General features: G+C 67.9%; 14 protein-coding genes. 4 read left to right on the plus strand and 10 right to left on the minus strand.

What is annotated here, in order from left to right:
* Positions 1 to 58 precede the first annotated feature (58 nt).
* From ACGF12_RS16430 to ACGF12_RS16440, 3 genes are all read right to left on the minus strand, one after another.
* Positions 59 to 715, minus strand: coding sequence for a hypothetical protein (locus tag ACGF12_RS16430; RefSeq protein ID WP_393029621.1), 657 nt, complete (start codon positions 713 to 715; stop codon positions 59 to 61).
* A 495-nt stretch (positions 716 to 1,210) separates the two neighbouring features.
* Positions 1,211 to 1,525, minus strand: coding sequence for a hypothetical protein (locus ACGF12_RS16435; protein ID WP_393029624.1), 315 nt, complete (start codon positions 1,523 to 1,525; stop codon positions 1,211 to 1,213).
* A 391-nt stretch (positions 1,526 to 1,916) separates the two neighbouring features.
* Positions 1,917 to 3,107 (minus strand): macrolide family glycosyltransferase, encoded by a 1,191-nt coding sequence (locus ACGF12_RS16440; protein ID WP_393029627.1) that lies wholly within the window; start codon positions 3,105 to 3,107, stop codon positions 1,917 to 1,919.
* Positions 3,108 to 3,409: 302 nt separating this feature from the next.
* On the opposite strand from ACGF12_RS16440, the gene ACGF12_RS16445 reads away from it, so the two are divergent.
* Positions 3,410 to 4,060, plus strand: a complete 651-nt coding sequence (locus tag ACGF12_RS16445) for a hypothetical protein (RefSeq protein WP_393029630.1) — start codon at positions 3,410 to 3,412, stop codon at positions 4,058 to 4,060.
* A 197-nt stretch (positions 4,061 to 4,257) separates the two neighbouring features.
* On the opposite strand, the gene ACGF12_RS16450 is transcribed toward ACGF12_RS16445, so the two are convergent.
* The 4 genes from ACGF12_RS16450 to ACGF12_RS16465 form a co-directional block, all read right to left on the minus strand.
* Positions 4,258 to 5,361, minus strand: coding sequence for a hypothetical protein (locus ACGF12_RS16450; RefSeq protein WP_393029633.1), 1,104 nt, complete (start codon positions 5,359 to 5,361; stop codon positions 4,258 to 4,260).
* Positions 5,362 to 5,489: 128 nt separating this feature from the next.
* The gene (locus ACGF12_RS16455; RefSeq protein ID WP_393029635.1) at positions 5,490 to 6,749 is read right to left on the minus strand and encodes a hypothetical protein; all 1,260 of its coding nucleotides are present in this window, start codon (positions 6,747 to 6,749) and stop codon (positions 5,490 to 5,492) included.
* A 68-nt stretch (positions 6,750 to 6,817) separates the two neighbouring features.
* Positions 6,818 to 7,192 carry a hypothetical protein gene (locus ACGF12_RS16460; RefSeq protein WP_393029638.1) on the minus strand — a complete coding sequence of 125 codons (375 nt, stop codon included), beginning with the start codon at positions 7,190 to 7,192 and terminating at the stop codon, positions 6,818 to 6,820.
* Positions 7,189 to 7,512, minus strand: coding sequence for a hypothetical protein (locus tag ACGF12_RS16465; RefSeq protein ID WP_393029641.1), 324 nt, complete (start codon positions 7,510 to 7,512; stop codon positions 7,189 to 7,191). The genes ACGF12_RS16460 and ACGF12_RS16465 overlap by 4 nt, the downstream gene beginning before the upstream one ends.
* A gap of 126 nt (positions 7,513 to 7,638) precedes the next feature.
* On the opposite strand from ACGF12_RS16465, the gene ACGF12_RS16470 reads away from it, so the two are divergent.
* Both ACGF12_RS16470 and ACGF12_RS16475 read left to right on the plus strand, forming a co-directional pair.
* Positions 7,639 to 8,466, plus strand: coding sequence for a Scr1 family TA system antitoxin-like transcriptional regulator (locus tag ACGF12_RS16470; protein ID WP_393029644.1), 828 nt, complete (start codon positions 7,639 to 7,641; stop codon positions 8,464 to 8,466).
* A complete protein-coding gene (locus tag ACGF12_RS16475; RefSeq protein ID WP_393029647.1) occupies positions 8,463 to 8,672 on the plus strand; it encodes a DUF397 domain-containing protein in 210 nt (69 codons plus the stop codon). Before ACGF12_RS16470 ends, ACGF12_RS16475 begins: the two co-directional genes overlap by 4 nt.
* 104 nt (positions 8,673 to 8,776) lie before the next feature.
* Here the strand turns inward: ACGF12_RS16475 and ACGF12_RS16480 are convergent, their stop codons facing one another.
* Positions 8,777 to 9,346: an ArsR/SmtB family transcription factor gene (locus tag ACGF12_RS16480; RefSeq protein ID WP_393029650.1), complete on the minus strand. Its 570-nt coding sequence runs from the start codon at positions 9,344 to 9,346 to the stop codon at positions 8,777 to 8,779.
* A gap of 152 nt (positions 9,347 to 9,498) precedes the next feature.
* On the opposite strand from ACGF12_RS16480, the gene ACGF12_RS16485 reads away from it, so the two are divergent.
* Positions 9,499 to 10,449 (plus strand): DUF2218 domain-containing protein, encoded by a 951-nt coding sequence (locus ACGF12_RS16485; protein WP_393029653.1) that lies wholly within the window; start codon positions 9,499 to 9,501, stop codon positions 10,447 to 10,449.
* Between the two features lie 118 nt (positions 10,450 to 10,567).
* On the opposite strand, the gene ACGF12_RS16490 is transcribed toward ACGF12_RS16485, so the two are convergent.
* Together ACGF12_RS16490 and ACGF12_RS16495 are read right to left on the minus strand one after the other, a co-directional pair.
* Positions 10,568 to 11,248, minus strand: coding sequence for a transposase family protein (locus ACGF12_RS16490; protein ID WP_393029656.1), 681 nt, complete (start codon positions 11,246 to 11,248; stop codon positions 10,568 to 10,570).
* Between the two features lie 73 nt (positions 11,249 to 11,321).
* The gene (locus ACGF12_RS16495) at positions 11,322 to 12,023 is read right to left on the minus strand and encodes a DUF2071 domain-containing protein (RefSeq protein ID WP_393029659.1); all 702 of its coding nucleotides are present in this window, start codon (positions 12,021 to 12,023) and stop codon (positions 11,322 to 11,324) included.
* Positions 12,024 to 12,129 lie beyond the last annotated feature (106 nt).

Consider the following 12,129-nt stretch of genomic DNA (forward strand, 5'->3'; position numbering starts at 1 on the left):
CTTCCTCAATACCGTGGTGAACCGCACGCCGTTCTCCCCGCGCGACCGATCTCGGGCCTCAACACCTCAAGATCTGCACGGGGGACGGCGTGTGCCGCGTCAGGCGCTCTGAACCCACCCACGGATGGAGCAGAAGAGCCCCATTTCGCGAGTCGCGCAGCAGGGCGGCCCTGGCCTCGTCATGGCCCTTCTCGCTGGTGTACACCACGGTGCGCACGCCCTTCTGGCACCCCTCCGGGAGCACGGCCCACGCGGCGTCAGGGGTCACCGAGCCGGCCGTCTCGCCGGAGAACAATCGGGCATCGGATGCGGCCAATGTGCCCGGTCCGTCAGCGGTGTTGAGGACGATGTCGAACTGCACGACCTTCTCGGGGGACTCGAACAAGCCGCTGCTGACCCTGGCGGAGCAGCTGTTCCCGGTAAAGTCCGCCGTTGGCGAGTAGCCTCGCTTGTCCTCGGTGATCCTCCCCGGCCCCAGCAGGTCGTGCACCTGGTCGGCGGTGGCGGCGCCGTCGCATACGCTGTCCGGCCCGCCGAGGTTCGTCATTCGGTACAGCGCGAACCCCACTGCCCCGACCGGGACGAGAGACAGCGCCAACACCCCCGCCGCCAGCCGCACGCGCAGTCCTCGGGTGGTGAACCCGCGCCGGTTGAGCGCCGCGCCGATGCGCTGGCCAGGGTTGTCGGAGTCCTCGGGACGGTCGTCGTCGCACATCGTTTCCACCGTCCTCACGACCGCCCGAACACGGTGCGGTACGGCGACGTCTTGCCGGTGCTCGGCATCGGATCCGTGGCCGGTGCGACCGGCCCCGTGGTGAAGTACGGGCTACCACTCATGCGTGTACGACTCCTCCCCGTCTCTACCGAGAGGCCGTCCCCCTCTGCGGCATGACGACCGTACAGGCCGCCACCGTCAGTGCACCGACCCACCCCTCGTAGCTCCGACAGCACGAGGAGTGCGCAGTGGTTGACGGGCTCGGCGCCGTTCACCGGCGGCACTCCTGCAAAACCTCTGGGCGGAGGCAAGACAGCACAGGGAAGAATGGGAACCGATGCTCCGCCCGCCTGATGGACAAGGCCGATGGGCTTCCCGGAAAGGCCTTCGGGCGCGCCTCACCACTCCGGTTGAACTCATGATGTCGGGCCACCGAGCTGCTCCGGCCCCCATCCCGTGCGGCGCAGAGGAACCAGGGGGCCCAGGTGCTGCCGCTCAGCAGCAGCAATCTCCCCCATCAGTCACCATGCCCATGGCAGCCAGTAGTTCGGCGTGGCCGAGGAAGTACAGGGCGGCCGCCAGGCCCCCGCCGAAGTCCCGTTCTGATGCCGCCATGCCAATCCAGGACACAGCGCCGTTGCCTCCCCTGTGACCCGGCTCAATCCCGTGCAGAATGCAAAGCCGTTCATGTGTCGCAGAAAGGTAGGCCGCCCAGTCGTCGTAGTCCGCAAGGTCCAGGCCGCTCAGCCGGCCGAGCCAGGCATCGGCATGAGCACGCAGAACAACCTCCAGCTCGCGGAAGTCGTGCACCCATCCACACCGCTGCCCAACGCTTCCGTCCGCTCGCACAGCCGGATGGAAACCCTCCAGCCACGCGCTGGCAGCTCCGCGGTGGCTCTCGCACACGGTGACCGTCACCGCCGGGCCCGGACCGGCAACAGCACCCTCAGCAGACTCGAACCCGTCGACAATGACGACGGGGACCTCATCGCAGCGATGGATGGCCCGCAAAACAGGATTCACTCGCAACCTCCTGACCGAACCGGCGAATCGCGCAAGGCTAGAGCACAAGCCCGCCAGGGCAACAGGCGCTTCGCGCTCGGTCAGGGCGGGCCGATGATCCGTCCGGGCGGCCGAGCCGCCTTCCCGCCAGGCCCGGCGCCACCGCTCGACCGCTCTCAGCACCTATGACAAGGCAAGTTCAACCTGAGTGACGGAGGTACTGCTCGATCAGGTCGGCGCCGCGTGTGGCTCCACCACTTCGCAGGATGGCTTGGCGCATTCCTGCGATGTTGGCGCGTAGTGCCGGGTCTGAGGCAACCCTGTCGATCGCCGCCCGCAGTGCTTCGGCGCTCACCAGGTCGGGGTCCAGGCGTTCGCCGAGCCCGAGGTCTTCCAGGCGCCGGGCGTTGGCAGCCTGCTCGGGTGTCTGCGGGACGGCGACCAGGCCAACCCCGTAATACAGGGCCTCCATAACGGAGTTCAGGCCGGCATGCGAGACGAAGGTGGTGGCGTGGCGCAGTACCGCCAGTTGTGGGAAGCGCGACCGGACGTCCACCCGGCTCGGGATGGCGCCGAGTGCGGCGGCGTCCGTGTCGCCCACGGTCATCGCCAACTGCCACGGCCCGTCGGCGACGGCGGCGATGCAGGCGCGGTAGAACTCCGGGTGACCGTTGAAGACGGTGCCCAGCGAGACGTACAGCAGTGGTGCGTCGGGGTCGGGCGGTGACCATTGCTCGGCCTGTTCGCGCCTGCCCATCGAGGGGCCGACGAAGTGGAAGCGTTCGTCGAAGCTGTCAGCGGCCGGCTGGAACTCCCGCGGGACGAACACGAGGTTGAGCTCGTCCGCCATCGTCATGGTGTCGGCGACACCGAGGGGGACGCCGTACTCGGTGGAGAAGGCCGCGCAGTCGGCGGCGAGCGAGACCATCGCCGGATCGTCGGCGTCGAGTCCTGCGGTCAACTGCCGGTCCAGTGAGTACGTCTCGTTCGAGGCGAGGTGAGGGAAGCACTGCACGGCCGGGATGCCCAGGCTCCTGGCGATGATGCGGGCGGGCCAGTTCGTCGTGTCGTAACAGATTGCGTCCACCGGCTCCGAGGCACAGTACTTCTGCAGCACCGGGTAGGTCGCACTCATGGTCGCGAAGTAGTGGCGCAACCAGCCGGCTACGGCCCCCGGGCCGATCTTTGACGGTGGCGTGAACGGGGCCAACGGCGGTAGTTCCAACCAGCGTGCGCCGGCGTCGGTGACCGCGGCGGCGTGGCCTGACCCGGTGGCGTAGTCCACCTGGTGCCCGCGCCGTACGAGTTCCTCGACCAATGGCAGCATCGGATTGATGTGTCCATGGCCAGCAAGGGTCATGAAGAGTAACTTCTTCAGCACGGGGGACACCCTGACAGCGCCGGCGCCGCAACGCCATCGAGATTCGCGACTCGACGCGGCCACTGGTGGCGACCGCTCGCGGGCTGGCCGCCCCCTCCGGCCCACATGGCCGCACCGTCAGCGCCGGGTGCCACGGTCGTCAGGTGTCGTTGGCAGGCATTTCAGCTTTTATGCGAAAGCGCGGACGCCGACCCGTCCGAATCAAAGCCGGGCTGGCCATCCAGCGCTGTTGGTATCGATACATTCGAGCTACCGTTGTCAGTGAGCAAGAGAGAGAAAAGGTAGAAGGATCAACGGATACGGCATCCGAAATGAACGGCAAAATCATACGGCACCCAGGAATGCGACGGGCGAGCGGTCTAACCGCCGCCGCCCTGATGGGGGTTGTGACGCTTCTGGGAAGCGGTGGAACGGCCCTTGCGGACGCTGCTCCGACCGCGCTGAGCGCCCCCCGGTACGTCGAGCAGTCAAACCCGCCTGCACCGAACAGCTTTGACGCCGGCTATCAGGTTGGCTTGCAACTCGGCAAGCAGTTGGCTAATTCCGACTTCAAAAACGGCCAAATGAGCCGCGCATTTACGAAGTACCCCACGGTGTCAGGCAATGACCCGAGCTACAGCTATCAAAACGGGGTATTGCAGGGGACAAAAAACGGATACGAAGAGGAAATAAGCGCTCTCATTGGTGGTGCGGTCGGACCCGCCCTACCCTCTCACCCGAGTCCCGAGCACCCGTACTATACGGGCCCGAACGCGGGTGGCTCGACTCCGAACAGCCCGAACACGACCGGCCCGAACGCGGGTGGCTCGACTCCGAACAGCCCCAATACGACCGGCCCGAACATGGGTGGCTCGACTCCGAACAGCCCCAATACGACCGGCCCGAACATGGGTGGCTCGACTCCGAACAGCCCCAATACGACCGGTCAGTCCCCAACCGGACCTGTACAGCCAGTGGTGTGACTCGTGCGGTGTGAGTTACCGCCGACCGTTGAAGAGTCGGCCGTCGGTTGATCAGCAGAAAAGGGGGCTGCGGAGTTTCCGCAGCCCCCTTTTCGCACGTCATCCTTCGTGCCCTGATCCGACGAGTCTGGGACACCCGCCCCCGATGCCGACCACAACCACCCACCTGTCCGCGTGTCCCTCGCCGGGAGCGAAAGTCAATGGCGTCGGACGGCCTGCGCCTCGGCCCGTTCCACCGTTGCTCGCCCGTAGACGTGGACCAGTGCCAGGTGGAACAGCGCCGGGGCCACCGGAGCCCAGCGATGGATGCGGTCCGAGTGCAGCAGGTACGTAGCCACCGTCGCCGCGCGGAACGGAACGTAGTCTATGGTCTGGTGCTCCCACCTGTCGGCGACCCCTCTGCTCAGCCGGGTCCGGAGCTTCTGGTGGGTCAGCTCGTTCAGGCGCGCGTAGAAGTGGGCGCTCCACTGGCGCTTCTCCACGTCCAGTACGAAGGCCAGGAGCTCAATGGAGTACTCGTGCGGCTCCAGGGACAGCTCCTCCCGCATACCGCGCCGAGCAACCGCATGGAGGACCGGTGCGTTCCTGCCGGACGAATCGATGTGCCGAGACACGCCCTCGTTGACGGAGGAGTTCCAGGTGCCCGGTGCCATCCGGACCCGGTCGCTGCGCCGGCTGACCACCAGCATGTCGTCGGCGGTCACCACGGCGATGTTGACGCCCAGGCTGCACTGCAGGAACGCCGGCGCCTCAAGCGGATGGTCGGGGTCGAGGTAGCGGGAGCGCAGTGTCGTCCCGTCGGGCAGCCGGCGGTCGAGTTGCTGGGCGGCGAGGAAGGTGTAGTAGTCCGTGGGCCGCAGCCGTAGGCGGACTTCCGGCTGCTCATCGAGGGGTGTCCGGGAGATGTCGAACGACTCGACCGCGTACCTGAGACCGTTCCAGACTGGCGTTCGTCCCTCCGCCCGGAGCCGGGCACTTTCGGCCTCGATCTCGTCCCACCAGTGTGCGATCTCCGCGGGAAGCCTGGTCTCCCCGTCGAGCACCTGGATGTGCACGCCCTCGGCAGGGATGGGTGTTTCGCCGTCGCCCTCGACGATCAGCGCCGATGTGCGCAGTGGGCCCAGCGAGAAGGTCGTCCACGAGTGACTGGACTCCCCCCTCGACCGAAGGCTTCGAACCGCACCGAACCAGCGCCTGCGCACCCTGAACCATGAGTCCTGCAGGGGCTGTTGGAACAGCACTGCGAACAGCATCCCGATCACGGCCCCCGCGACGCCGTTGACCATGTCTATTCCGCCCATGCTGCGGAGCGTAGCGGGGGAGGTCGAGCCTTGGGCGATCTTCGCCTTTCCGTTACCGCAGCCGCTCGCGACTGCGAAGCGTTCAGCGGTCCCGGGCGGCTGCGGAGCCCGCAGCCGCCCGGGACCTGTCACCGGACCAGGCGTGACCAGTCGCCCGGCTGCCCCGGGTCCAGCTGGCGCAGCTTGTCGAGGACCTTCGGGTCCTGGGCGTCCAGCCAGTCGGCGACCTGGCGGAAGGAGACGCAGCGGACGCCGTCCCGCTTGCAGACGCTCTTCATCACGTCCTCGATGGCCTGCATGTAGATGCCGCCGTTCCAGTCCTCGAAGTGGTTTCCGATGAAGAGCGGGGCCCGACTGCCGTTGTAGACCCGCTCGAAGCCGGCGAGGTAACTCTCCCGGGTCTCCTTCTCCCAGGCGGCGTACTTCCTCGGGTCACCGTTGGTGGTGCTCCCGGACTGGCCGGCGAGGAAGTTGAAGTCCATCGAGAGGCCCTGGGTCTGCCTGGCGGGGAAGGGCAGCATCTGCAGCGGGAAGTTCCACAGGCCCTGCTTCTTGACCGGCCAGACCTGGAACTCGCCCTTCGAGCTGGCGTCGTAGCGGAAATCTGTCGCCTTTTCGGCGGCGAGCAGGTTCTTCTGGCCCTCCAGGCAGGGGGCGCGGCCGCCGACCAGCTCCTTGGTGTAGTCGAAGGGGAGGGGTGGGAGGTCCTTGTAGCCGGTGTTGGTCTTCCAGTTGGTGACGAAGGAGACGGCCTGGTCGAGTTCGCTCTTCCATTCCTCGGTGCTCCAGTCGTCGCCGCCCTTGGGGCCGCAGAAGTGCCCGTTGAAGTGGGTGCCGATCTCGTTGCCGTCCTGCCAGGCCAGGCGCAGCTGCTCCAGGGTGTCCTTGATGTGGGCGTCGGTGGCGAAGTCGATCGAGGCGGAGCCGGGGTCGTGCTGGGGCCCGTGGTAGAGAGTGCGTTTGGACTTGGGCACGGTGTAGATGCCGGAGAGGAAGAAGGTCATCTGGGCGTTGTTCTCCACGCCGAGCTTGCGGAAGCGGGAGAACAGGTGGTCGTCGCCTTCAAGTGCGCCGTCCCAGGAGAAGACGACGAACTGCGGCGGCTTCTCGCCCGGTTTGAGCTTCTCGGGGGTGGGTTGCTTGGGCTGGGGGCCGGTGTAGGAGGTCGAGCCGTCGCCGAGGACCTTGACCTGGCCGTCCCAGGTCGGGGTCGGGGTGGGGGTGGGGGCGGGCGTGTCGTTGGTGGTCGGGCTGGGGTCGGGGTTCTGGGGAGCAGCGGACGGTCTGCTCCCCGGGGCGGATCCTCCCGTTGCCAGGGCGAGGGCCGCGAGGACCCCCACCGCCAGCAGACCGGCCGTGCCACGAGCAGTCCGCACCCATACCTCCATAGTTCGATCAGAAGAACACTTGATCGATGACTATTTGGGCGGGTGAGGTTGCACGTCTCACAAGTTCCTCACGTTTGACGGCAGCTGATGTGCTGTCGGAAGGCCTCGGCGCCGGCGAGGGTGTAGAAACGCCGGATCCGGTGCGAGGAGCCGGGCATACGCAGGTACTCGTGGTTTTCGGCGTCCCAGAGGCCCCAGCACTCCAGCTGGAGGAAGTGCGGGCTCTTGGCGTCGATCAGGCGGATCTCGTACGCGGTGCGCGGCGGCTCGTTCTTGCGGATCCAGGCCCGGGCGTGGGCGTAGGAGTAGAAGCGGAGCGGCTCGTCGGCCGGGGGGAGGGCCTTGACGAGCAGGTCGGTGCTGCGGTCGCGGATGACCCAGGCCTGGAAGGAGGCGCCGTGCGGGGCGTCGGCGGGGACGGCGGTGTAGCGGTCGATGGTCATCGGCGGGTCGCCACCTGGATGAAGCCGGAGGCCTTCTCGACGCGCTCGGCGAACTCGTTGAACTCGCCGTCGATGGGGGAGATGGTGGCCTTGCTGGGGATGAGGATCGCGCCGGCGCGGTTTTCGAGGAGGCGCTGGAGGGCGGCCTGGAGCATGGGCCGGTGCTCGGGCCCCTTCACGGCGGCTTCGTCGTCCACGACGATCAGCGAGATGTCCCAGCGGAAGGCGCGGGCGTAGGCCTCGCACATGCGCAACTCGCGCTCGGGGAAGCGGGAGTTGGTCTTGGCCAGGTAGGTCACGACCTGGAAGTTGGGGGGCATGGGTGTCTCCATGGTTGCGCTTCGCGTCCGGATTCTCACCGGGTGTAGCCATGGTGGCCTGTGGCGCCTTACGATCTCTAGGTCTCAACTTTCACGGTTGTGTCGAGTTAAAGGCTGGGGGTCATCATGGATCTGCATGAGGGTGACTCGTCGTCATCGCCGGCTGTTCGCTTCGGAGATGAACTCCGCAGGATGCGCCGATCCCGACGCTGGTCTCAGGCGGAACTTGGCATGCGGATGGGCTACAGCCACGGTCTGGTCTCCTACATCGAACGGGCTAAGAAGCCTGTAACGCTTAAATTCGCAGTGGCAGCCGATCGAGTGTTCGAGACGGGTGGGGTCTTCAAGGAGCTCTGGCGCCGGATCTCGAACGCCAGCCTGCTGGAGGGATTTGCCGAATTCGCTGATGCGGAAGCGCGCTGCAGGAAGCTTCGAACCTTCGAGTTGGGGGTCGTCCCAGGTCTCATGCAGACCCTGGACTATGCGGCTGCTCTGGAAGGGGGAAGCGTTCGTCGTGGCAGCATCACTCAAGAGCAGGCTGATGGGCGGGTCAACTTCCTGGCAGGGCGTCAGAAGATGCTGGAGAAGACTCCGCCGCCCGTCATTCACGCCGTACTTGACGAGAGCTGTTTGCTTCGCACTGTGGGCGGCCCAGGCATCATGCGGACTCAGCTAGATCATCTGCTGGAGCTGGCCGAGCACCCGAACATCACTATCCAAGTGGCGCCGTTTCGCCTGGGCGAGCAACGGCCGTTTCTTCTGCCGCTGGTGCTGTTGACGCTCCCAGACCGGTCTGTGGTGGGGTATGCGGAATCCCACTCGCGGGGTCATCTGGAGCGGGGGCGGGAGAGCCTTGCGGGCTGGGAGGAGGACTACGATCACCTGAAGGTGGAGTCGCTGGACACTGCGGCTTCGCTCGCCATGATCCGCGCTGTTCGGAAGGAACTTCAATGACGGCCCTTAACCTGGCGGGCGCTCGGTGGGTGAAGAGTCGCTATAGCGGCAACGGTGGCAACTGCATCGAGGTGGCCCCCGACTTCCCTGGCATCGTTCCCGTCCGTGACTCGAAGGACCCCGAGGGGCCAGCGCTCGCCTTCCCGGCCGAGGCGTGGCGATCCTTCGTTGCCGCGACTGCCGCCGGCGAGTTCGGCGACATCTGACCTCCGGACCGCGTCGGACATGACGACAGCGGTGGTCGCCAGGCGTGCCGAGCCTGGCGACCACCGCGGGCGGCCCTGGATGGAGCCCCCGTCAAGGCCGCCCCTCACCCCCCGTCGTCCGGTCCCAACCTCGGGATGTCGGCCGGAAAGAGGCTGACCAGCAGGCCGTAGGCCTCAGCGGTCGGACTCTCGCCCGCCCCCAGTTGTGCCGCCCGCACCCCGGCCGTCTGCAGTTCGGCGGCGTGCTCGCGGAGCCGGTCGGCGACCAGGGCGGCCTGCTCGGGGGTGAGCCAGAGGTGGCGGAGCTCGGTGTGCTCGGGCTGGCCGGGCGGTACCGGGCGCATCTCGGCGAGGGCCGAGTTGTAGAGGAAGCCGGCGGCCATCGTCTCGCCCTCCTGGAAGGCGAAGCCCCTGCTGACCAGTCCGAAGTACTGCTCGGTGCCGCCGCGCACCTGGCGGCTCTCGGCGAGCTCGACCAGCCCGGCCTCCCGTAGCACCCGTACGTGGTAGCCGAGGGTCCCCTTGGCCATGCCGAGCGCCTCCGCCAATTGCCGCAGGGTGGCCGGGCGCTGACGCAGCATGTTGACCAGGCGGTGGCGCAGTGGGTGCCCGAGGGCCTTGAACTGGGCCGGCGACTGGATGACCAGTGGCGGCGGGCGGTCGTCTTCTGCCATGCCAAAAGTGTCCATAAATCTCAACGCTTTGACAAACGCCGAGCTCAGTGCGAAGAATCTGCCCCGGCGAAAGCGTCGACGATCATCGCCGCTTGACTCCACCCCACACCGCACTCGACCCCCCACCGCACCACCCCGCGAGAGGAACCCCGATGCCGCTGTCCATCGCCCACGTCACCACCGACCGCCCCGAGCGCTACCTCAAGCAGCTCGTCTCCCACCTGGGCCACAAGGCCAGCACCACGGTCGACTCCCAGGGGCGCGGCACCGTCACCCTCGGCAGCGGCGCGAACTGCGTCATGACCGCCCGTCCGGGACAGCTGGAACTGGTCTCGGCCGCGGCCGACGCCGAGGCGCTGAGCCGGGTCCAGGACGTGGTCGCCCGTCACCTGGTGCGCTTCGCCACCCAGGAGGAGCTCACCGTCGAGTGGACCGCGCCGGTCGACGGCGCCGAGCTGGAGCCGGTCCACCCGCTGGTCGACAGCTACCTGCTGCGCCACTGCACCCCCGCCGACCAGGTGCTCCACGACCTCGCCGAGCGGACCAGGGAGGCCACCGGCCAGGCCGCCGGGATGCAGGTCTCGGCCGACGAGGGCGCGCTGCTCACCATGCTGGTGCGGATGCTGGGCGCGAAGTACGCGGTGGAGGTCGGGGTCTTCACCGGCTACTCCTCCCTCTGCATCGCCCGCGGCCTGGCCGAGGGCGGCCGCCTGCTCGCCTGCGACACCAACGCCGAGTGGACCGCCATCGGCCGGGAGCACTGGGAGCGCGCCGGGGTGGCCGACCGGATCGACCTGCGGATCGCCCCCGCCCTCGACACCCTGCGGGCGCTGCCGGACGAGCCGCACATCGACATCGCCTTCATCGACGCGGACAAGCAGAGCTATCCCGCGTACTACGAGGAGATCCTGCGCCGGCTGCGCCCGGGCGGGGTGGTCGTCCTGGACAACGTCCTGCTCGGCGGCCGCTCCCTGGATCCGGCCTACCAGGAGGAGCACCACCTGGCGATGCGCCGGCTGAACGAGTTCATCGCGGCGGACGACCGGGTCGACGCGGTGATGCTGCCGGTCCGCGACGGGGTGACCCTGGCGCGCAAGCGGTGAGGTCGCGGATGCCGGGGCGGCGGCAGCAGGGCACCGGCACGCCCGGGTCATCCCGATAGCCGGCACTTGCCCGACCTGCCGGCAGGGCTGCGTCGTTCTGGCGGAGTGTCCGGTTTGATCACGTGATGCCGAGCGTGACGAGCGGTCGGGTGGCATCGCGTGCGTGGTGGCGTAGGCCCGCAGCGATGTTGTTGCGGCCGGTCAGGTCGAGCGGCGCGAGCAGGGGCTGGAAGACGGTGATTTCGTTGGTTTTGGCATTCACCTCGTGCTGGGCCAGCACCAGGCCGCGTCCGCTCATCGCGGACAGCAGGTGGACCTGGGTGCCGTCGGCGCGGACCGCACCGCGTACGGTCTTGCCGTCCACAGCGAGCGCGGGAGCGGCCGTAACCGCCAGGTCGCGGCCGGTGGAGCGGTCGCGGTCGGCCAGCCAGGAGCCGATTGCCGCGTCCAGTGCGTCGCCGTCCACGCGCTGGAGCACGCGCCGCACAGTGGCTTCGGCCGGGGCGATCGGTCCGGTGTCCGGTTCTCGGCAGACGCCGCCGAGACGTACCAGCAGGTGGGGCGAGGCGTCGGCGGCCCACTCCGCGATCGCGATCAAGGATTTGGCCCCGGTGAGTACCGCGCAGGCAGCCAGCGCCAGCACGAAGACGAGGGGATGGCGTCGTCCCTCCCTCAGACGAGGATCGGGCACGGTGGCCAGACGGGCCGGCAGCCCGGGATGGTCATCGGGCGGAAGCGGTGCGGCGTCAGCCAGTTGGCCCGGGCCGGCGGGGACGGGCAATGATGAGGGGGCAGGCACGGTCTTCCGTCGTGGTGATCAGGGACTCGACACCTCGTGATCGCCGGAAGCCGAGCCTGTGTGACTGAGCGCTTCAGTCGGCGAGCTGAGCACCTCGCTCGGAAGCCATGGCCGGGAGTGGCCGCCAACTGGCGGGGACGTGGCGCATGACCAGAGCGCAGTCCAGGATCGCACTCCCCGACGGGAAGCGGTCCGGGTCGTCGAAGAAGGACGACGCGGCGGAGCGAACCCGGCCGGCTTCCACGTGCCAGACGTTGGTCCGCAGTTCCATACCGTCCAGGTGACGGCCGGATCTGGTGGCCGAGAAGCCCTTTGCCCCGCCTCGGAAGAAATGGGAAGCCTCGGCAAGATCGGCGAAGAGCTCGCTGCCTCGTAGCTCGTCGGACAGCTCGACGGTGACATCCACTCGGGTATCGCCATCCCGTGTCGCCAGTGCGACGCGCATCTGGCCGGGCGTCTCGTGCACCTCGAAGTCGGCGCGGCCGTGTTCCCCGGGGAAGAGGCGGCCTCCGGCCCAGGCGTTGAGCCGCGAGGAGGTGTCGCGCCGTGGGATGTAGACGCCGGTCTCGACACCGTCCGGTCCGTCCCACTCGACGGCGATCCGATGCGCCGCGTTCTCGCTCCGCAGTCCGAACACTTTGGGCGCCCAGGCGGGCCGGACACTTCCCAGGCGCAGCAGGCAGATGCCCGCGACCGCGTAGCCGTGCACCAGTTGCGGGCGCAGTGGCCCGGGGAGCAGGCGTGCCGCGACATCCGGGGCGACTCGGTAGTTCACCTGATTCTGCCGAGGAAGCCCGGGGCTTCAGCCCCGGGTGGGGGTACCTCCCGCTTGCGGGGGCGAATCGGCTCCTTGGATCGGAGCCGCGAAGCGGCGGAGTTCT

This window comes from Kitasatospora sp. NPDC048296, assembly GCF_043201815.1.
In the GTDB taxonomy this organism is placed as follows: domain Bacteria; phylum Actinomycetota; class Actinomycetes; order Streptomycetales; family Streptomycetaceae; genus Kitasatospora.

Bases quoted from the DNA above. Each gene is read 5' to 3' on its own strand.
- ACGF12_RS16430 (WP_393029621.1), bottom strand. From the start codon at position 715: ATGTGCGACGACGACCGTCCCGAGGACTCCGACAACCCTGGCCAGCGC.
- ACGF12_RS16445 (WP_393029630.1), top strand. From the start codon at position 3,410: ATGAACGGCAAAATCATACGGCACCCAGGAATGCGACGGGCGAGCGGT.
- ACGF12_RS16450 (WP_393029633.1), bottom strand. From the start codon at position 5,361: ATGGGCGGAATAGACATGGTCAACGGCGTCGCGGGGGCCGTGATCGGG.
- ACGF12_RS16455 (WP_393029635.1), bottom strand. From the start codon at position 6,749: ATGGAGGTATGGGTGCGGACTGCTCGTGGCACGGCCGGTCTGCTGGCG.
- ACGF12_RS16460 (WP_393029638.1), bottom strand. From the start codon at position 7,192: ATGACCATCGACCGCTACACCGCCGTCCCCGCCGACGCCCCGCACGGC.
- ACGF12_RS16465 (WP_393029641.1), bottom strand. From the start codon at position 7,512: ATGCCCCCCAACTTCCAGGTCGTGACCTACCTGGCCAAGACCAACTCC.
- ACGF12_RS16470 (WP_393029644.1), top strand. From the start codon at position 7,639: ATGGATCTGCATGAGGGTGACTCGTCGTCATCGCCGGCTGTTCGCTTC.
- ACGF12_RS16475 (WP_393029647.1), top strand. From the start codon at position 8,463: ATGACGGCCCTTAACCTGGCGGGCGCTCGGTGGGTGAAGAGTCGCTAT.
- ACGF12_RS16480 (WP_393029650.1), bottom strand. From the start codon at position 9,346: ATGGCAGAAGACGACCGCCCGCCGCCACTGGTCATCCAGTCGCCGGCC.
- ACGF12_RS16485 (WP_393029653.1), top strand. From the start codon at position 9,499: ATGCCGCTGTCCATCGCCCACGTCACCACCGACCGCCCCGAGCGCTAC.